Consider the following 19,109-nt stretch of genomic DNA (forward strand, 5'->3'; position numbering starts at 1 on the left):
AGCTTTAGTCGGTTCTCACTGACCATCGCACGATGGCTCACCACGTCAACGACGTGACACTCAGCACCGAGAACTACACCACCCCAGGGGACGTCACCAACGTGCCGGGACCTCCACGAAAACGGCTGTTACCAACGAGCGTCGATGAGCACCCGAGCCGCGGAATCACGCGGTGAATGAGCACCAGTGAGCACCCAAGAGACTCTCCAAAATAGCTGAAAATCGCGACGTCACCGGCGTCGGACCCGGCGATACCGGCTGCGGCCATGGGCAATCCGCCATAATATCTGCGTATGGATGCAGATGCGGAAGTTTGCGGGCGTCTGGTCGATAGCCAGTACGTCGAGTTGGCGGTCGAGGTGTTCTCGATGCTCGCCGATGCCACGAGGGTGCGGATCATTCTGGCGTTGCGCGACATGGGTGAGCTATCGGTGAACCACCTCGCTGACATCGTTGACAAGCAACCGTCGTCGGTGTCGCAGCACCTGGCGAAGCTGCGTATGGCCCGCATTGTGACGACACGCCAGGACGGGCAACGAATCTTCTACCGCCTGGAGAACGAGCACGCCCGACAGCTCGTCTCGGACGCGATCTTTCAGGCCGAGCATTCGCTGGGCGGCACCCCGAGGCATCACCACCCGCAAGCGGGTGAATCAGAATGAGCCAGCATCCCCCACAGCTGCCGGCGCCGCACGGCCACGAGCACACGCATTCTCACGGTGATGCGCACGAGCATGCACATACCCACACTCATGAGCATGGGCACTCACACCCGACGGGGGTCAAGGGACTCCTCTACGGGCTCTTCGTGCCCCACAGCCACGACGCGGCGGACTCCATCGATGACGCAATGGAAGCGAACAGAGCCGGTGTCCGGGCGCTGTGGATCAGTCTGTGGGCTCTCCTCCTGACGACGGCCCTACAGGCGGTCGTCGTGGTCTTCACCTCGTCGGTCGCACTTCTCGCCGATACGATCCACAACTTCTCAGATGCGCTGACAGCAGTCCCGCTGCTGGTGGCCTTCGCCCTCGCCCGCCGGGGAGCAAGCCGCCGCTATACGTATGGATACGGGCGTGCCGAAGACCTTGCCGGCATGTTCATCGTCGTGGTGGTCGCACTGTCCGCTGTCCTTGCCGGCTGGGAGGCGGTCGACCGCTTCATCCATCCGACGACGGTGGACAACCCCTGGGTGCTCGTCGCCGCCGGGGTGATCGGGTTCGCCGGCAATGAGGCGGTGGCAGTCTACCGCATCCGGGTCGGTCAGCGGATCGGATCAGCTGCGTTGGTTGCCGACGGCGTGCATGCCCGCATCGACGGGTTCACGTCGCTGTCGGTGGTTCTCGGGGCGATCGGCGTGCTCCTGGGCTTCCCGCTCGCGGACCCGATCATCGGTCTGCTGATCGCGGCATCCATCCTTGTACTGCTGTGGGGGACGGTGAAGTCAATCGGTGCCCGCCTGATGGACGCCATCGATCCCACACTCGTCGACAGGGCCGAGCACGCCCTCGCGAGCACAACCGGTGTGCACGGAGTGCGTGAACTGCGGATGCGCTGGATCGGACACCGCCTGACCGGTTCCGCCACGATCGAGGTGGATGCCTCTGGTCTGGATGCTGCGACGTCGGTAGCGGAGCATGCTGAAGCACACCTGCGTGGTGCGCTACGAAACCTGGACGACTTCGCCATCACCATCCGCTGCCACTGATCAATCTTCTTCACGGCCAGGGTCCGCAGGCAAAAGCCCGACCACATGCGCACCAACGCCGACGTCGACTTCACCATCCTCCTACCCGCGGGGGCCCCTTCCCCGGTCAGCCGGCGAGGCGCTTGTGGACCGCGGGGATGACCTGCGTGTCGAACAGGTCGATCGAGGTCAGCGCGTCGGCGACGGGGAGGGAACCCCAGCTGAACGCGCCGGCCACGTAGTTCACGCCGGTCGCCTCGACGACGTGCGCGACCTGCGCGGTCACGGCTTCGGGCGATCCCACGAAGAACAGGTGATCGGCCACGAGCTGGTGCAGATCGGGCTGCGGCGGCTGGTCGACGCCATGCTGTCGCCACAGCCACGTGAAATTGTCGTAGTGGTCGGCGAACGCCGCCTCGGCCCGCTCCCAGGCCTGCGCCTCGGTGGCGGCGACGCACACATGCCGCAGCACCCCGAACCGCGGATCCTTGCCGTCCGAGGCCAGGCCTCCTCGGGTGTCGAAGTAGATGTCCCTGCGCTCGCGGATGACATCCACCCCGGGCGATTTGAACGCGAACCCGAAGATCGTATTCTGGCCGTTCAGCGCTGCCTGGCGGATCGAGTCGGGGTTGGACGTCGGATACCAGGTCGTGAACGCACCCTGCACGGGCCGGATGCTGAGCGGAAAGGCCTCGCCGGCCTCATTGCGATAGACACCGGTCTCGAGCGCCTCGATGACTCGCGGCAGGGATGCCTCGTAGCGCTCGCGCATCTGATCAGCTGTGAGCCCGAACATGCGCGCCTCGATCGGCGACGACCCCTTGCCGATGCCGAGCTCGAGCCGGCCGTGCGAGAGCTGGTCGATCATCGCGATCTCCTCCACGAGCCGCAGCGGCTCGTACAGCGGGACGACGAAGGTCATCGGCGCGAGCCGGATGCGCTGCGTCTGCCGAGCGACCGCCGCCGCGAACAGCCCCGGCGAGGCTGCCAGGCCGAGCGTCGCACCGTGGTGCTCGGCGATGTGATACCGCTCGAATCGCCCGCGGTCGGCACGCTGCGCGACCGCGATCCGGTCGTCATACGTGTCGGCGATGCTGCGCCCCTTGGCGACATCCACCCAGTCGAACACACCGAATTCGAGATCCACCATTGCACCGGCTCCTTCGCCTTCTGCTCCGCCCCTCAGTCTGCCGCACTCGCAGCATCCCGAGACCTGGCGTCGTGCCGTATCGTCGAAGGCGATGGAGGAACCCATGGCAGAATCCCTCGCACAGCACCGGAGCGCGCTGTTGGCGCTCGGGACCGCGCTCGTCCCCGAGATGGTCGAGGGCACGATCGCCCTGACGGCCCCCGACATCGACCCGGCGATCTACGAGGGCGTCGAGACCGTCAAGGACCTCAGCTACGGCCCCCACCAGCGGAACGTCCTCGACGTATATCGGCGGACCGACGTCCCCGGCGGCCGGCCCGTGCTCGTCTACGTCCACGGCGGCGGGTTCGTGCGTGGCGCGAAGGATTCCGACCAGACGCCGTACTTCGCGAACCTCGGCGCATGGGCCGCGCAACAGGGGTGGGTCGCCGTCGTCATCAACTACCGGCTCGCCCCGGAGTTCGGCTACCCGTCGGGCGCCCAGGATGTCGCCGCCGCGATCACCTGGACCGTGGACAACGTCGCCGCGCACGGCGGGGACCCGTCGCGGATCTTCCTGGCCGGCCAATCCGCGGGCGCCATGCACATCGCCGACTACGTGGTCGGGCACGGCGGCTACGGCCCGCACGGACGGGCGGTGGCCGGCGCCATCCTGGTGTCGTGCCTGTACGACGTCTCACGCGCGTCGCACAACGCCACGCACCGTGCCTACTGGGGCGAGGACACTGCGGCCTGGGCCGACTATGCATCGCTGCCGGGACTGCTCGAGACCGACCTGCCGCTGCTGCTGACGGTGGGCGAGTTCGACGAGCCCGAGTTCCAGGACCACGCCGCGCAGTTCGTCACGGCCTGGCACGCGCGCCACGGCAGCTACCCGCCGATGCAGCGCCTCTACGGGCAGAACCACCTCACCCCGGTGTATGCCATCGGCTCGCGCTGGGACGTGCTCGGCCCGCTGCTGGCCGGGTTCATCGAGGTCAACAGCTGACACCCGCGCAGTCAGGAGCTCCCCCTCAGTCACCCCCGCCCGGCAGCGCCTGATCGATGCTGTGCAGCACGTAGTCGAGCTCATCGGCGGTGAACAGGCCGGGATGCCGCAGCACGACCTTCCCGGTCGGCGACAGCACGACCGTGTAGGGCAGTTCGCTGACGCGGAAGCGCGCGGCCTGGCTGCCATCGGCGTCGCGGACGGTCGGGAACGTCGCGTGCGTGCGGGTCGCGAGAGCGCGGCCGGCGACCGCCGGGTCGTCGACGTCGACGCCGAGGAAGGCGACCGCGCCACCCAGGCTCTTCGCCTCGGCCTGGTCCTCGGGCAGCTGCACGGCGCAGGCCGCACACGTCGATGACCAGAAGTCGACGACCGTGTAGCGCCCGCGAGTGGATGCCGTGCTCAGGGCTGTCGTCCCCTTCAGCGCAGGCCCGGTGATCGGCGTCGGCGAGTCGCCGACACCGGTGCCGCCGGCGATGACCGCTGCCAGATTCGCGCCGGCGACGTGCCCGCGCTCCGGGCTCGGCAGCGCGTCGTCGGCCAGGACCGCCAGCCCGTGCGCGTACGGTGCCGTGTCGGCCGACTCGGTCCCGAACGCGGCCTGCTCGACGATGCGACCCTGCGCATCGATCACGAAGATCTGGCTGCCGTGCGAGATCGTCCGCGTGGCCGCGTCGAGCTCGATCGGCACGTCGTAGGCCTTTGCAGCGGCGGCGAGCTGTGTCGGCGTGCCGGTGAGGTACTCCCAGTTCGGCAGCGCGTCCAGGCCATGCTGCCGCGACCACGCGGCGACGTCGGACGGCTTCGGGTAGTACGGATTGGCGTTGATCGAGACGAACTCCACGTGCGTCTTCGCCGCCGCCGACAGGTCATGATCGGCCGCGACGATGTCGCTGGCCAGCATCGCGCACAGGTCGGTGCACTCGTCGTCGTTGAACATGAGCACGACGACCTTGCCCTGCAGACTCATCGAGTCGACGACGTGGCCGTGCTGGTCGGTGAGGCGATAGGGCGGGGCCGAAACGGGGTCGCTCGCCCCCGGCGCGACACCCAGCAGGGCCGCGGTCGCCTGGTTCAGCCCGGCCGGCACCGGGGCGGCGGCCCGGGGAGCCGCGGCCGATCCGCCGCCTCCTCCCAGCGCGACGGCCACCAGGGCCACGATCACCACCAGCAGTGCAGCCGACGAGGTCCACAGCACCCATGTGCGCTCCCAGGGGCTGCGCGGCCCCTCGTCCGGTCCCGCCGTCATCGTCCTCCTCCTCCTCGGGGGCCCTGGTCGGCGGATGCCGCAACCCGCGCCGCGGGGCGGGTGCGGCGGGCCGCGACCACCAGCGCCACGATCACGATCGCGGCCAGCGCCGCGCCGATCGGAAGCCACGCGTCCTCGATCGCCGCCACGATCGCCTCCTGCACGGTGTCGAGCACGAGAGTGGCCTGGCCGACGACCTGCGGCCCGCCCGCCTGCCCCACCCAATAGGCGATCAGATACAGCCCGATCACGATGCACACCGCGCCCGCTGCGCGCGGCAGCACGGCTGCGACGCGCCGCAGCCGGCCGAACGTCACGGCCCCGGCGAAGGAGGCGATCAGCGCGACCACGGTGGCGAACAGCCCCATCCCGAGCCCGTAGCCGACCACGACGGCAGCCGTGACCACGCCGGAGCCCGACGCGAGGCCGCTGCCGACGGCCGCGACGAAGATCGGCAGCGAGCAGCTCAGCGAGCCGACCGCATAAGCGATGCCGAATCCCGTCATCGGGAGGAACCCCGGCCCGCTGCGGAACGGCACGGCTGCGTGCACCGGGATCACTCTTGCGCTCAGCGTGAGAACGCCGAGGGCGACGATGGCCACGGCGACGGCGACCATCAGCCAGGGCGCCAGGGTCGTGACGACCGCGTGCAGCGATCCCGCGAGCAGCCCAGCCGCCGCGAACACGGCGACGAAGCCGATCGTCAGCGCGAGTCCGGCGCGCAGACCCGCATAGATCCGGGCGGCCCAGGTGCGGCGCTCACCGCTGACGAACGACGCGAGATAGACCGCGAGCAGCGGGAACCCGCACGGATTCAGCAGCGCGACCATCCCGAGCACGAAGGCGAAGCCGACGGTGCCTCCGGTCATCGCCCCTGCTCACCGTCACGTGCCGCCAGCGCCTGCAGCCGGGCGTTGTAGTCGTCCAGTTCGACGTCGCCGAAGCGTTCGACGCGACGATCCGCGGCCGCGGTGTGCCGCTTGTCGCTGCGCTGCCACTGCACGAACAGCACGAACAGCACCAGAAGAGTGGGCAGTTCGGTGAACCCCCATGCGATGCCCCCGGCGGTCCGCTGGTCGCCGAGCGCGGTGACCTGCAGTCCGCTCCCCGGATGCGCGTAGAACGCCACCACGACGGTGCTGGCCATCATCAGCACGACGCCGAAGAAGGCGTGGAAGGGGATGGGCAGCGCCATCTCGGCGATGCGGGCGACCGGACTGGCGACGCGCCCCATCAGGCCGCCGCCTCGACGCGGACTCGGATCGACACCGAGAATCCCCCAGAAGTACAGCATCCCGATCAGCACGAAGTGGAGGAGCATGAGGTTGTGCCCCCACACATTGCTCATCAGCACGTCGAAGAGGGGGGTGAAGTACATGACGTAGAGGCTGAACAGGAAGAGCGTGCCGGTCACGACCGGGTTCGCGATGACCGCGACGGGCGTGGAGTGCACCACGCGCAGAATCAGCGTGCGCAGCCGGTGCCGGAGGGCACCGCCGCCCGACAGCGCGCGCAGCAACAGGGTGATCGGCGCCCCGAGGCAGAGCAGGATCGGCGTCACCATGGTCAGCATCATGTGCTGGATCATGTGGACGCTGAACAGCACCATCCCGTAGCCGTCGAACCCGGTCGCAGTCATCAGCTCGATCGTGAACACGCCCGCCATCCACCACGCGGTTCGGATCACCGGCCACCCGTCGCCGCGGCGCACCAGAACCACGACGCCGATGACGTACGCCACTGCCAGCGCCAGCCCGATCACCGGCAGCATCGGGATCGGCTGCGGATGCCACGCGAACAGGCGCGCCGTGGTGGCCGCGTGCATCGGCATCCACATTGGGCCCGCCATCGCGGCAGCGCCGGTGGCGGAGCCCGCACCTGGCGGCATCGGCATGCCGGAGAGAACCCCGATCAACACCGTTCGACGACCAGAAACACGAACATCGACGCCATCGTAACCCCGCAGGCTTTGTCAGGATGCCGTGATGTCGACGTCACCGGGGTTGCCGGAGGCCCGGGCGATGAACCCGCGTCAGCGCTTCTGGTGCCGTCAGTGCGGTGATCTCATCGCGCCACGCTGCTCATCCGGGCTGGTCGCGCGGCTGCGCCGCGCGCGATACGCGGCGACTGCGTTGCGGTTCGTGCAGGTCGGCGAGCAGTAGCGCTTGGAGCGGTTGCGGGACAGATCCAGGGCCACCGCCGCGCAGTCGGCATCGGCGCAGACCGAGATCCGGCTGCCCTCATGGGTGCGGATGACGTCGACGAGGGCCATCGCCGTCTCGACGAGGATGCGTTCGGCCAGCGGATGGTCGTCGGCGACGCCGTGCAGGTGCCAGTCGGCACTGTCGTGCCGCACCAGGCGGGGGGTCAGCGAGACCGCCGCGAGCGCGCTGTTGACATGCTCGACCATCGCGTCGCGCGGGGCCAGCAGCATCCGCCGCAGCTGCGGCCGCAGCTCGCGCAGCGCCGTGAGTTCGGCCTCGTCGCGGTCGATGCGCCCGGTGTAGGGGAACTCGGCGAGGAACGCGGCCAGGGCGGCCTGATCGGTGAGCGTGTCCGGCTCCTGTGCACTGTTGGCCAGCCACACGGCCGCACGCAGCGACTCCTGTGTGTCCTCGGCGAAAATCATGTTGGCACCTTACCTCATCCCCGCGTAATGTCATTGACCATGAGCACAGTGGCCAGTGACATGCGCGCGCCCTCCGCGCGCCAGGGCTCCGGGATCGGAGCCGGCGTGCTGGTCGCACTCGGCGCGGCCTTCTCATTCGGGATGTCGGGCCCCTGGGCGCGCGGGCTGATCGATGCCGGCTGGTCGCCGGGCGCCGCCGTCACGGCGCGCATCTGGACCGCCGCGCTCGTCCTGCTGGTCCCCACTCTGATCGCGCTGCGCGGCCGCTGGCGCGTCGTGCGCCGGGGCGCCGGGATGATCGCGGCGTACGGACTGCTCGCCGTGGCGGGAGCCCAGCTGTTCTACTTCCAGGCCGTCGCCGTGATGGATGTCGGCATCGCGCTGCTCGTCGAATACACTGCCCCGATCGCTGTGATCGGCTGGCTCTGGGCACGGCGCGGTGAGCGGCCCAGCAAGCGCAGCATGCTCGGAGCGGTGATCGCGTTCGCCGGCCTCGTGCTCATGCTCGACATCCTCACCGGCGCCACCGTGAGCGGCGTCGGCATCCTGTGGGCACTGGGCGCGATGGTCGGCGCGGCGACGTATTTCGTGCTCTCCGGCCGCGGCGACACCGGCCTGCCGCCGATCGCGCTCGCGGGCCTCGGACTGCTGGTCGGTGCCGCCGGCCTGACCATTGCCGGCGCCGTGGGCATCCTGCCGATGGCCTGGTCGACCCACGACGTCGCCTACCGATTCGGCACCGTCCCGTGGTTCGTCCCGGTGCTCGCCATCGGCCTGCTCGCCACCGCGCTGGCCTACGTGCTCGGGATCACCTCGACCCGCATGCTCGGCTCGCGACTGTCCTCGTTCGTCGCGCTCGCCGAGGTGGGCGCCGCGCTGCTGTTCGGGTGGATCATGCTGGGTCAGCTCCCCGATCCGCTGCAGGCCGTCGGAGGGGTGCTGGTGCTCGCCGGCGTCATCGTCGTCAAACTCGGCGAGCCGGCGGCGGCCGCGTTCGTCGAGCCGGTGCCCGAGCATCCCATCGACACCGAGCCTCCCATCGACACCGAGCCTCCCATCGACACCGAGCCGACCGCGTCACATACTGGGTGACGTCGGGCGCCGCAGACCCGGGTGCCGACGACGACGCACGGAGAGGACAGCCGATGGATGACGCCACCGCGGTCGAGGATGTCGATCTGCTCGTCGTGGGCGGCGGCAAGGCCGGCAAGACCCTGGCGATGGAGTCGGCGAGCGCCGGCGCGAAGGTCGCGATGATCGAGCGGTCGATGATCGGCGGCACGTGCATCAACGTGGCCTGCATCCCGACGAAGACCCTCATCAACAGCGGCCGGGTGTTCGACACGATCCGCCGCGCGCGCGAGTTCGGCGTCGCCGGCGTGGACGACGTGCACGTGGACATCGACCTGCTGCGGCACCGGAAGGAGGATGTCGTCGGCACGATGGTGGCCGGTCAGCGCAAGGCGTTCATCGGCTCGGGCATGGACTTCATCATGGGCGAGGCGACCTTCGTCGCCGAGCGGACGGTGCAGGTCGAGCTGAACGACGGCGGCGTGCGGATGCTCCGGGGCGCCGACGTCGTCGTCGACCTGGGGACCGAACCGGCGCTCCCGCCGATCAAGGGCCTCGCCACCTCATCCGTGCAGACCTCGAACACGATCCTGCGGCTGACGAGCCTGCCGGCGAGCATCGTGATCCTCGGCGGCGGCTACATCGGCTGCGAGTACGCGGATCTGCTCGCCGGGATCGGCGTCGACGTCACCCTCGTGCAGGGGCCCGCCCACCTGCTGCCGAGGGAGGATGTCGATGTCTCGGCACTCATCGAGGCGCAGTTCGAGAAGGCCGGGATCACCCTGCACCTGGGCGCGCGGGCGCAGCAGATCGCCCGGACCGCCGACGGACGCGTGACGGTCACGCTCGCCTCCGGCGACACCGTGTCGGCCGACGACATCCTGGTCGCGCTCGGACGCACGCCGATGACGGCCGGCGCGGGGCTGGAGCGGGCGGGCGTCCAACTGGACGAGCGCGGGTACATCGTCACGGACGAGTACCTGCGCACGGATGCCGACCACGTCTGGGCCGCCGGCGACGTCGCCGGCACGCCGCAGTTCACCCACGCCTCGTACGACGACTATCGCGTGCTGTCGACGAACCTCGCCGCGGCGGGCGAGGCCTCGATGCGCAGCACCCGTGGCCGGCTGATCCCGTACTGCGTGTTCACGACGCCCGAGCTCGGACGCGTGGGCATGACCGAGGCCGAGGCGCGCGCCGCCGGCCACGACGTGCGCATCGCCCGGATGCCCGTCGCGGCGATCCCCCGGGCGCGGACGGTCGGGCACCTCGACGGCTCGTGGAAGGCCGTGATCGACCGGCCCACCGGGCAGATCCTCGGCGCGGCGCTGCTGGGCACCGAATCGAGCGAGGCGATCACCGTCGTGCAGGTCGCCCTGCAGGCGGGGATGGACTACGCGCGCCTGCGCGACACGATCATCACCCATCCGACGATGGCGGAGGGCTTCACGCTGCTGTTCACACCGGCCTACCTCGAGCCCTGACCGACCGGGCGGCCCGGCGCACCCGCCTCAGTGCTAGGCGACCGGGAAGGCCGCGGCCAGGCGGGCGTGCATCGCGGCGATGTCGGCGCCCCGATCCGGTGCAGATCTGATCTGACCCACCAGCAGCCGCGGCCACGCGACGTGCACACTGTTCACAGTGAAGCCGCCGCCCAGAAGCGGCCAGTCCGCGTCGAGGAAGCACAGCGCGCCGGTGATCTCGATGCTCGGGTCGTCGAGAGCGGCCGCGACCCGGGCGATCTGAGATCGGACACCCTCGACGAGCCGGGTCCCGTCACGGCCGCCGATGCGCAGCGACTCCACCCGCGGACGGATGATGCCGCCGTCGACCTGCAGCGCCGGCCGCTTGCCCTTGTAGCGCTTGGCGTCGACGACCCATACGCCGGACGGCGCGACGACGATGTGGTCGATGTTGGCCTTCGTGCCGGGGATACCGCGATCGTTGAGGACCTGCACCGGCGCGGCCAGGTCCCGCAGCCGCTCGGCGAGGAGCTCTTCGCCCATGGCGCCCTGCTGCCAGGCCCGGGTGGTCTGCGGATCGTCGGAGACCGCCAGGATGAGCCCGCCGAGCTTCGGGTGACGCTCGCGGACTCGCTTCTCGCGGCTCGCCTTGCGGCGGTCGTACTCGCGGCGCGCGGAGGCGCCTGCGACACCGGAATCGAGATCTGCCGTAGGGGCCGGTATCGATGCTGCCCGCTGCGCAGCCGGCTGTGCCGCAGGCACGGCGCACTCGATGCAGCGCACCCGCCGGGCCCCGCGCTCGTAGACGGCGGGCTCACCGGCCGGCAACGCGGTGCCGCACAGATGGCAGGTGCCCGCATAGCGCAGGCGCATCCGCTTGTCGTCGGACAAGGGCTGAGGCGTCATGGGCTTGAAGCTATCAGTGCGCAGCGGACCGTCGCCGAGCGGCGGGCGAATCTCCTCTGATCACAGCTCGTGTCCCTCGCGCCGCCAGCAGTAGGCTCACGGTAGCCTGACCCTGGTTGACGCCTCTCGACGCACCGAGCCCCCAGTTCGGCCTGCGCGCGTTCCCCAGACGTGCCGCGTCACGAGGATGACCACCTCGTGGGTGTCGTGAGACGGCTTTCTCGGCCTCTGCTCGCGACACCCACGCCTGTGGCATCGCGTGCAGAATATTCTTGAGCACCCAGCCGGTCTCACTCCCCAGTGGTTTCGCCGGTGTCAGGTGCCTGTATTCTTCACGCCCCCAGTGCGTTCGAACAGTTCTCACCATACCCGATCGGTGTCCCCCGTTCGGGGGACACCGAGCACTCTTGAGGCAATCCTCAGGTTCGTCACGTTGCGGCGGTCATGGGCACACTGTTGCCGCTGAGAACGCCGCGAATGGAGAACAACCGGCCCTGCAAACCCCTTATGCCGGTGAGCAGCGGCGACAGTGAGGGGGTGGCCTACAATTCACAGGTATGCCCCACAGCGATGCGCGACCAGAGCGTCAGCCGATACGTGCACGGTGGCTGTTCCTGGGGCTCACGGCGGCGGTGGTCGTCTTGTTGGCGGCCGTGGCCTGGGTCGGCGCACGGGCCCTTCTGGCAAAGCAACAGCTTGATGCAGTGCTGCCCGCAATCTCTGAGCTGCAGTCGGCGGTCCATGACCAAGACCTTGCACGCGTGGACGACATCACCAGACAGATGGCTCCGCATGTCTCCGATGCCGCCTCGTTGACATCCGACCCGATCTGGCGTGCCACTGAAGTGCTCCCGGTGATCGGACCGAACCTCGCCGCTGTACGGGTCGCGTCCGCGCAGCTGGATGTTCTGATCAATGACCTCGCCGTCCCGCTTCTTCCTGAGCTGCAGCGGTTACGGGCCAAGCCCGGCACAATCGACGTCGACGCGCTGGCCAAAGTCGCTGACGCGCTCTCTACCGCCGATTTCGCACTCCAGCGTGGACAGCATGATCTGGACACAGTCAATCCCGATGCATTGATACCCGTGGTCGCCAGAGGGATGGCCCAGCTTGACGTCGTCACGAATGAGGTCGCTCCTCTGGTGCATGCCGCCGCCCCGTTCATGCGCATCGCACCAGGGCTGCTCGGCGCAGACGGCATCCGCCACACCCTGGTCATTGTGCAGAACAACGCAGAGGTTCGGACAGCCGGGGGCATCAGCGGAACATTCGTCGACCTCGTCACCAACCAAGGCGAGATCACACTCGGCGGCGTGGCCAGCGACGCGCAATTCCCTGCTGCCGGGGAACCTGTCGCGACTGTGCCCACGTCAACGTCCGCGCTGTATGGCGGCGTCGTAGGTACGCACGTACAGAACTCGACAATGCCCGCAGATTTTGCCGTCACGGCACGGCTGGCGTCAGCGTGGTGGCGCACGCATGCCAAGGCTGACCCCGACGTCGTCGCCGCCATCGATCCCCATGTGCTGGCTGCACTGCTGAGAGTGACCGGGCCGGTCACGATCGAGGGCGTTGCGCTGACGGCGGACAATGCCGTCCACGAGCTCCTGGTCAATTCGTACCTGCAGCTGGCTGTGGAGAATCAGGATCCATTCTTCAGCGCCGTTGCGACCGCAGTCTTCCAGCGCCTCACCGACGGCAGCGCCGATCCGCTTGCCCTCGTGAACGCATTGCGACAGCCCTTGGCGGAGGGCAGGATCTCACTCTGGAGCTCCCATGGCGACGAGCAGAAGGTACTCGGTTCCGGAGTCCTCGGGGGGCCCTCCGTCCGGCACAGGCTCGCCGGCAACGACGCATACGCTGTGTACTTCAACGATGCCACCGGCGCCAAAATGGATCCATTCCTGCAGACGACGATCACCAGCGGAACGAGGCAGTGCCGCCCCGACGGGCGGCGCGACGTGGTCATCCGCGTGAGCGTGAGCAGCAGTGCGCCGAAGGATGCCGCAACCTCATTGCCCGGACCGGTGACCGGCTGGGGCCTGAACGGTACGCCGGCGGGAGATATCCGCACCATCGTGACGGTGGCAGCGCCCGCGGGGACTTTCCTCGGCGGGGTCTCGGTCGACGGCCGCGCCACCAATACCCCAGACGTTGTCGACGCCGGGTTCCCGACCAGCGCGGCGACCGTACTGCTCGAGCCCGGTCAGAAGAAGACCGTCCAGTTCCGTTTCACCGCCGCGCATGCAGGCAAGGCCAGCCCGACCATTCTGCACACGCCGATGATGAACGACCCGAAGATCTTGTCAACGCCCATTTCCTGCCGCTGACCGCAGCGCAACAGGTCCGGCAGTGAACAAGCGCAGCCGGCGGCGTGCCGCCGCGCCACGCTCGCCGGGCAGCAGCGTCGAACGAACCAGCGCGCCGGCGACGTTCGCGCCACGATAGATCTGCCAGCCCAGCGCCCCGTAGTGCTTCCGCACATACAACTCGCCGCTCGCATAGAAGTGGCCCTCGCGCACCGACGGGTCGCCTCCCGTCCCCGCGCCGACATGAGTCGCGTCCACGTCAGCCACGAGGATGTCCCATCCGTGCCGCCGCGCCCGATACTGCCAATCGACTTCCTCGGCGTAGAGAAAGAACCTCTCGTCGAGGCCTCCCAAGTGCGCGATCGCCTCGGCGTTGAGAAGCAAGACCGATCCGATTGCGAAACCCCGGCGCCGCTGCAGAGTTCCGAGGCCGAGCGCCTCAATCCATGCCCCCCAGGGCGTGGGGAACGGCCACCACACGCGCACCGCACCACCACCACCGGGTTCGGTCTGCGTCGCGCCAACGGCGGCAACGCGGTTGCCTGCGCGCAAGACATCGCGCATCTGGTGGACCGCGTCCGGCCCGATGCGGGCATCGGGATTGAGCAACAGCACGTCGCGATCTGACAGGCCCGCACGGACGAGCGTCCGCAAGCCGAGGTTCACTCCGCCCGCGAAACCCCGGTTACGGCCGGCATCGACATAGCGCGCGCCATGACGCTCGGCGACCTCCCGCGTCGCAGACAATGATGAATTGTCAACGACGGTGACCGGAATGCGTCGGTCGAGGGCCCGGAGGCATTCATCGAGGTCGTCAGGCGGTCCGTACGCCACGACCAGAGCCTCGGGCTCATGCGTAGTCGCGGTGTCACCGAGCACTTCCGCATACATCTGCAGCTGCGCGTTCGCGACCGAATCCCAGGTGAACTGTCGGGACCGCGTGATCCCATAGCCGCGCAGCTCCGGCCAGCGCTCCAGCGCCGCCGCTATTCCCGCCGCGAGCGCAACCGCGTCATCGGGTCGTACGAGGACCCCCGCCCCGCCGACGATGTCGGGGATCGCACCCGAATCACTGGCCACGACGGGGACTCCGGATGCCATCGACTCCACCGCTACCCGGCAGAACTGCTCGAGCCATCGCGGGGTGGGCAGCGATGGAACGGCGAGAACGTCAAGATCGCGAAAGCGCTGCGCAAGGCTGTGACCGTGCGCATGCCCGAGAAAGCGCACGCGATTGCTCACGCCGAGGTCGCGAGCGAGCGCCTCGAGTTCGACGCGCTGCGAGCCATCTCCAGTGATGTGCAGTCGCCACTGCGGCTGCGAGGCGACGGCACGCATCAGGACATGCACTCCTTTATGTCGCTCAAGCCTGCCGACGTAGCCGATCACCGGCTCAGTGGACGGCTCCTCCCGCTCACGCGGCGCGTAGACGCCCGTGTCGACGCCGAGAGGAACAAGCACGGCAGGGGCGCGCAGGCCTTTTGAGATCAGGATGCGGCCGGCATCGTTGTTGCAGACGTATGCGGCGGCGGCGCCACGCAGTGAGAGTCGCTCAATCCATCTGAACGGGATCGGATACCGCTTGCTGATGTTCTGCGCGGAGTACAGCACGTAGGGGGCGCGGCACCGACGCAACCATCGGATCAGAAGCACCTCGGCGGTCGCCAGCGCATTCGGCTCCTCATGCAGGTCGATGAGGTCCGGTCGCTGGCCGATCGCGCGCCAGATCGGCCGCGGGTCGAAGAGGAACACGCTGGGATGGCGACCAATGGTGCGGGCACCGGTGACGAACCGGTCGCCTTCGACGTCCAACGGCACTGTGCGGCCGCCTTCATTCCACGCAGCCGCCGAAATAAGCTGGACGTCGGCACCTTGTGCGATCAACCGGCGCTCGCGCTCACGCCACGCAGACACCACTCCATGGTGCGCGACCCGCAGCACACGCATCGTTCCCCACTCTCGTCCCCACAACGCTTGCCCCCACAATAGACCTATGCGTCGCCGTGATCAGTGCAGAGCCATTCGGGTGCTTGCGATCGACCACACGGCCGGCTTGGCCGGTGGGGAAGTCGCCCTCGCACGTCTGCTCGCGGAGATCGACCGCGTCCGCTTCACACCGAGCGTTGTACTGCTCGAGGACGGGCCTCTCGTGCAGCGGCTACGCGAGGCGTCCGTGCGCACCGCCGTGCTGCCCACATCACGCGCGCTCACGACGGCCGGTCGCGCCGACGTCGCCGCATCGCCACTCGCACTGCTGCTGAATGCCGCACGCACGGCAATGCTCATTCCCCGCTTGAGCGCCGCGATCCGTGGAGCAGGGGCCGACCTCGTGGTGGCGAACAGTCTGAAGGCGGCCGTGATCACGGCGCTTGCCGCCCCATTGGCAGGTCGCCCTTGGGTGTGGCACCTGCACGACCGTATTGCACGGGACTACCTGCCCGGTGTGCTTGTGCGTGCCCTGCGACTGCTGGCCCGTGTCGGCCCGCGAATGGTGGTCGTGAACTCGGAGGCCACGGGTCGCACGCTCCCGAATATGCCTGCCGGGCGCACTGTCGTGGTCTACCCGGCCGTCCCGGACACGGCCCCCATCCCGCCGCGCTCGCCCGCGACGCCGACCTTCGGCCTTCTCGGCCGGATTGCGCCGACGAAGGGCCAGCTCGAGTTCGTACATGCGGCGGCTGAACTCGCGCGCACGATGCCTGATGCACGGTTCGAGATCCTCGGCGACGCGATGTTCAACGATCACGTGTTCGCTGACGAAGTGCGTACGCTGCCTCGGCTGTTGGGAATCGAGGAGCGGGTGACGTTCGCAGGCTGGGTGGACGATCCCGCCGCAGCACTTGCCGGCCTGACCGCACTGATCCACGCCTCGCCGGTGCCGGAGCCCTTCGGGCAGGTGGTCATTGAGGGGATGCTCGCCGGCGTCCCGGTCATCGCGACGGCAGCCGGTGGAGTGCCCGAGATAGTCGACCCCGACGGCGCCGGCGAGGCGGCGGGCCAGGGCGTGACCCGCACGCCGTATGGGCTTCTCATTCCGCCGGGCGACGTGGCGGCGATGGCCGCAGCGATGGCGTGGGTGGTCGCCCACCCCGTCGACGCGGCGCATGCAGCCGCACGCGCTCAGACCATGGCGCGCGCGCGATTCGACATCGCGATCAGCGCCGCGCGGGCGCAGGATGCCTGGGCGCACGCGCTGCGCTGACCCAGCCGGCGACACGTCTGCAATTGCCCTTCCCTTGCCGGAGTCAACGGGATACAGTGGGACCGAACCTCCCGAAGACGGGAATCCGCGCCACCGCTGGGGAGTGGGAGTGCGGGTCGAGGGAGGTAAATGTGCGGCGTTCGCGTCGCAACTGGGGAACATTGGGGACTAGATATGTTGCGCGCCTCTGTGGGGGAGGCTGTTGGCGTAGGTGCGCCGCAGTTGCGTACGGCCAATTCAGCCGCATCGCCGATCAGGTCGGTCATGGACCGGGTCCTGGCGCCGCCGATCGCTGCGCCACGGTTGACTCTGGTCGTGCCTCGACCGGTCGTGACGCCGCGTGCAACTGCGGCTCTTGAGCGGCGACAGAAGTGGCAACGACGATATCGCAGAAACCTCCTGCTCACTGATGTTGCGGTCGTGCTGGTCGTATCGGGCATCGCTGCGCTCGTGCAGATGCTCGGAGTGGCGGGGGTCGACCCCCTCGAGGCCCCCGTGCCATATCTGCGAGTTCACATCATCACGATGGCGATCTGGTTGCTCCTGCTCGCACTCTTCCAGACTCGTGCCCAGCAGATCATCGGGCACGGCACCGTCGAATACCGCCGCGTGCTCCACGCAAGTGGTTTGGCATTCGGATTGCTGGCGATCGGGTTCGTGCTCATTCAGTCACAGGGCATCCGCACGCAGCTGATGGTCGGACTGCCTGTCGGCATCCCGGCCATACTCCTCGCCCGGTGGGGGTGGCGCCGTTGGCTGGTCCGTCAACGGCAGATCGGGGAGTGCATCCCACGGGCTCTCGTCGTTGGACGGCGCAGCGATGTCGAATACGTGGCGCGCTCTGCACGTGTCGTGGGAATCACGGGCTACCGCGTCGTCGGTGTGACGCTGGACGGCGACACCGCCCGGATGATCACGGTCGATGGCCAGTCATTCCGCGCCGTCGGCACCTTGAACACCGTCGCACATGTGGCCGAGCAACTCGGCGCTGACACGGTCATCGTCGCGAGCACTCCCGATGATCCCGAATATCTGAAGCAGTTGAGTTGGCAACTCGAAGGCGCAGCGGCCGAACTCGTGCTGTCAAGCCCTCTGATGGACGTCGCCGGCCCTCGCATGTCGCTGCGACCGGTTGAAGGGCTGCCGCTCGTGCAGGTGACGATCCCGACCTTCGATGGACCCCGCTATGCCATCAAGCGGGCGATGGACATTACGATCGGAAGTCTCGCGCTCGTGGGCATCGGCCTCCTCACCCCCTTCATCGCCCTCGCGATCAAGCTCGACAGTGAGGGCGCCGTGTTCTTTCGCCAGGAGCGGGTCGGGCGCGACGGCCAGACGTTCGAGATGGTGAAATTCCGGTCGATGGGCGTCGACGCCGAAGCTCGTAAGGCCGACCTGCTGGCAAGCAACGAAGGCGCGGGGCCCCTGTTCAAGATGAAGGACGACCCGCGCATCACTCGCGTCGGTGCGTTCCTCCGCAAGTATTCTCTCGACGAGCTTCCGCAATTCTGGAACGTCATCAAGGGAGACATGAGTCTGGTCGGGCCGCGCCCGCCGTTGCCATCTGAGGTCACGACATACGACGGGCATGTGTTCAGACGGCTGTATATCCGCCCTGGCATCACCGGCCTATGGCAGGTGAGTGGCCGCAGTGACCTCAGCTGGGAGGATAGTGTACGTCTCGACCTGCGGTATGTCGAGAACTGGTCGGTGACCGGCGACCTCATGCTGATCTGTCGCACAGCCGTTGCGGTGGTGCACCCGAATGGGTCGTACTGACGCACCCGCTCCAGCCGGATCAAGGAAGTGCGCGCGGACGCGAATCTTTCCCCTCCCCGTCGCGCCCCGCACTGCAATGAGGTCGTCGGCCACCTCTCGCCGTCGGAGGCGAGGTAGCGCTCAGCGGCCCGACTGGTAGAGTCCGTCGAGGATCGCGTCGATCGCGGGTACCACGTCCTCGGCCATCCTGCGCCAATAGTGCATCGGTCGCCCCACGGGGTCCGCAACATCATCGAGCCGATCGTCGCCCACGAAGTTGGTGCGGGGGCGATCTGCGGCTGCAGCATCCAGCCATGATCCGAGATGTGAGCGCGGTGGGCGTGGGTGTTGTGCAATCCACCGGGCGAACTGTTTCAACGTGAACAACCGCGGCGCCACGGCAGGCGCGAGCAGCAGCAGTTCCCGGGCATGTATCCGCGACATCGGCAGGATCAGGTCCTGGTCGGCAAGTATTGCAACATCGACCTGCCTGCTGCGGTGCTGGGCCACGCTGAGACGATGCTCCGCCGCCAGCGCGAGACCTTGCTCTGGGACCGCACGCCCGGTGGCCTCAGTGCCGGAAGACTCGAATCGAACCGGAGCCCCCTCACCGGCGCGGCGCGCATATGCCTCGACGAAGGGCGAGCGGCACTCGTTCGCCGTGCACACGAACATGATGCGATCAATGACCCTTGTCACG

At 68.3% G+C, this 19,109-nt stretch carries 16 protein-coding genes; 8 read left to right on the forward strand and 8 right to left on the reverse strand.

Features of this window, described 5'->3' with window-relative positions:
* Positions 1–293: 293 nt before the first annotated feature.
* Positions 294–662 (forward strand): ArsR/SmtB family transcription factor, encoded by a 369-nt coding sequence (locus ABD705_RS00005; protein ID WP_344779268.1) that lies wholly within the window; start codon positions 294–296, stop codon positions 660–662.
* A 188-nt stretch (positions 663–850) separates the two neighbouring features.
* A complete protein-coding gene (locus ABD705_RS00010; protein WP_425561999.1) occupies positions 851–1,705 on the forward strand; it encodes a cation diffusion facilitator family transporter in 855 nt (284 codons plus the stop codon).
* 106 nt (positions 1,706–1,811) lie between these two features.
* Here the strand turns inward: ABD705_RS00010 and ABD705_RS00015 are convergent, their stop codons facing one another.
* Positions 1,812–2,834 carry an LLM class flavin-dependent oxidoreductase gene (locus ABD705_RS00015; protein WP_344779270.1) on the reverse strand — a complete coding sequence of 341 codons (1,023 nt, stop codon included), beginning with the start codon at positions 2,832–2,834 and terminating at the stop codon, positions 1,812–1,814.
* A gap of 103 nt (positions 2,835–2,937) precedes the next feature.
* Here ABD705_RS00015 and ABD705_RS00020 point away from each other — a divergent pair, with 103 nt between their 5' ends.
* On the forward strand, positions 2,938–3,822 hold the full coding sequence (locus tag ABD705_RS00020; RefSeq protein ID WP_344779271.1) for an alpha/beta hydrolase: 885 nt from the start codon (positions 2,938–2,940) through the stop codon (positions 3,820–3,822).
* Positions 3,823–3,847: 25 nt separating this feature from the next.
* Here ABD705_RS00020 and ABD705_RS00025 read toward each other — a convergent pair whose 3' ends face one another.
* The 4 genes from ABD705_RS00025 to ABD705_RS00040 form a co-directional block, all read right to left on the reverse strand.
* Entirely contained in the window at positions 3,848–5,071 is a 1,224-nt protein-coding gene (locus ABD705_RS00025) for a redoxin domain-containing protein (RefSeq protein WP_344779272.1), read from the reverse strand.
* Positions 5,068–5,940 (reverse strand): cytochrome c biogenesis CcdA family protein, encoded by an 873-nt coding sequence (locus tag ABD705_RS00030; RefSeq protein WP_344779273.1) that lies wholly within the window; start codon positions 5,938–5,940, stop codon positions 5,068–5,070. The genes ABD705_RS00025 and ABD705_RS00030 overlap by 4 nt, the downstream gene beginning before the upstream one ends.
* Positions 5,937–6,896: a cytochrome c oxidase assembly protein gene (locus ABD705_RS00035; protein WP_344779274.1), complete on the reverse strand. Its 960-nt coding sequence runs from the start codon at positions 6,894–6,896 to the stop codon at positions 5,937–5,939. The genes ABD705_RS00030 and ABD705_RS00035 overlap by 4 nt, the downstream gene beginning before the upstream one ends.
* A gap of 225 nt (positions 6,897–7,121) precedes the next feature.
* Positions 7,122–7,700, reverse strand: a complete 579-nt coding sequence (locus tag ABD705_RS00040; RefSeq protein ID WP_344779275.1) for a CGNR zinc finger domain-containing protein — start codon at positions 7,698–7,700, stop codon at positions 7,122–7,124.
* Positions 7,701–7,739: 39 nt separating this feature from the next.
* Here ABD705_RS00040 and ABD705_RS00045 point away from each other — a divergent pair, with 39 nt between their 5' ends.
* Both ABD705_RS00045 and ABD705_RS00050 read left to right on the forward strand, forming a co-directional pair.
* A complete protein-coding gene (locus tag ABD705_RS00045; RefSeq protein WP_344779276.1) occupies positions 7,740–8,792 on the forward strand; it encodes an EamA family transporter in 1,053 nt (350 codons plus the stop codon).
* Positions 8,793–8,845: 53 nt separating this feature from the next.
* The gene (locus ABD705_RS00050; protein WP_344779277.1) at positions 8,846–10,255 is read left to right on the forward strand and encodes a dihydrolipoyl dehydrogenase family protein; all 1,410 of its coding nucleotides are present in this window, start codon (positions 8,846–8,848) and stop codon (positions 10,253–10,255) included.
* Positions 10,256–10,288: 33 nt separating this feature from the next.
* Here ABD705_RS00050 and ABD705_RS00055 read toward each other — a convergent pair whose 3' ends face one another.
* Positions 10,289–11,140 (reverse strand): nuclease-related domain-containing protein, encoded by an 852-nt coding sequence (locus ABD705_RS00055; RefSeq protein WP_344779278.1) that lies wholly within the window; start codon positions 11,138–11,140, stop codon positions 10,289–10,291.
* Positions 11,141–11,697: 557 nt separating this feature from the next.
* Between ABD705_RS00055 and ABD705_RS00060 the strand changes: the two genes are divergently transcribed.
* Complete coding sequence (locus ABD705_RS00060; RefSeq protein WP_344779279.1) at positions 11,698–13,470, forward strand: DUF4012 domain-containing protein; 1,773 nt, start codon at positions 11,698–11,700, stop codon at positions 13,468–13,470.
* Here ABD705_RS00060 and ABD705_RS00065 read toward each other — a convergent pair.
* The gene (locus ABD705_RS00065) at positions 13,447–15,396 is read right to left on the reverse strand and encodes a glycosyltransferase (RefSeq protein ID WP_344779280.1); all 1,950 of its coding nucleotides are present in this window, start codon (positions 15,394–15,396) and stop codon (positions 13,447–13,449) included. The two genes, ABD705_RS00060 and ABD705_RS00065, sit on opposite strands and share 24 nt — an antisense overlap.
* Positions 15,397–15,475: 79 nt before the next feature.
* Here ABD705_RS00065 and ABD705_RS00070 point away from each other — a divergent pair, with 79 nt between their 5' ends.
* A complete protein-coding gene (locus ABD705_RS00070; RefSeq protein ID WP_344779281.1) occupies positions 15,476–16,651 on the forward strand; it encodes a glycosyltransferase family 4 protein in 1,176 nt (391 codons plus the stop codon).
* Between the two features lie 264 nt (positions 16,652–16,915).
* Positions 16,916–18,430: a sugar transferase gene (locus ABD705_RS00075; RefSeq protein WP_344779282.1), complete on the forward strand. Its 1,515-nt coding sequence runs from the start codon at positions 16,916–16,918 to the stop codon at positions 18,428–18,430.
* Positions 18,431–18,550: 120 nt separating this feature from the next.
* Here ABD705_RS00075 and ABD705_RS00080 read toward each other — a convergent pair whose 3' ends face one another.
* A complete protein-coding gene (locus ABD705_RS00080) occupies positions 18,551–19,108 on the reverse strand; it encodes an arsenate reductase/protein-tyrosine-phosphatase family protein (RefSeq protein WP_344779283.1) in 558 nt (185 codons plus the stop codon).
* Between the last annotated feature and the right edge of the window lies 1 nt (position 19,109).

It is taken from the genome of Microbacterium kribbense, from assembly GCF_039537285.1.
In the GTDB taxonomy this organism is placed as follows: Bacteria; Actinomycetota; Actinomycetes; order Actinomycetales; family Microbacteriaceae; genus Microbacterium; species Microbacterium kribbense.

Bases quoted from the DNA above. Each gene is read 5' to 3' on its own strand.
- ABD705_RS00025 (WP_344779272.1), bottom strand. From the start codon at position 5,071: ATGACGGCGGGACCGGACGAGGGGCCGCGCAGCCCCTGGGAGCGCACA.
- ABD705_RS00040 (WP_344779275.1), bottom strand. From the start codon at position 7,700: ATGATTTTCGCCGAGGACACACAGGAGTCGCTGCGTGCGGCCGTGTGG.
- ABD705_RS00035 (WP_344779274.1), bottom strand. From the start codon at position 6,896: ATGCACGCGGCCACCACGGCGCGCCTGTTCGCGTGGCATCCGCAGCCG.
- ABD705_RS00050 (WP_344779277.1), top strand. From the start codon at position 8,846: ATGGATGACGCCACCGCGGTCGAGGATGTCGATCTGCTCGTCGTGGGC.
- ABD705_RS00015 (WP_344779270.1), bottom strand. From the start codon at position 2,834: ATGGTGGATCTCGAATTCGGTGTGTTCGACTGGGTGGATGTCGCCAAG.
- ABD705_RS00060 (WP_344779279.1), top strand. From the start codon at position 11,698: ATGCCCCACAGCGATGCGCGACCAGAGCGTCAGCCGATACGTGCACGG.
- ABD705_RS00045 (WP_344779276.1), top strand. From the start codon at position 7,740: ATGAGCACAGTGGCCAGTGACATGCGCGCGCCCTCCGCGCGCCAGGGC.
- ABD705_RS00010 (WP_425561999.1), top strand. From the start codon at position 851: ATGGAAGCGAACAGAGCCGGTGTCCGGGCGCTGTGGATCAGTCTGTGG.
- ABD705_RS00030 (WP_344779273.1), bottom strand. From the start codon at position 5,940: ATGACCGGAGGCACCGTCGGCTTCGCCTTCGTGCTCGGGATGGTCGCG.
- ABD705_RS00005 (WP_344779268.1), top strand. From the start codon at position 294: ATGGATGCAGATGCGGAAGTTTGCGGGCGTCTGGTCGATAGCCAGTAC.
- ABD705_RS00075 (WP_344779282.1), top strand. From the start codon at position 16,916: ATGGACCGGGTCCTGGCGCCGCCGATCGCTGCGCCACGGTTGACTCTG.
- ABD705_RS00020 (WP_344779271.1), top strand. From the start codon at position 2,938: ATGGCAGAATCCCTCGCACAGCACCGGAGCGCGCTGTTGGCGCTCGGG.
- ABD705_RS00055 (WP_344779278.1), bottom strand. From the start codon at position 11,140: ATGACGCCTCAGCCCTTGTCCGACGACAAGCGGATGCGCCTGCGCTAT.
- ABD705_RS00065 (WP_344779280.1), bottom strand. From the start codon at position 15,396: ATGCGTGTGCTGCGGGTCGCGCACCATGGAGTGGTGTCTGCGTGGCGT.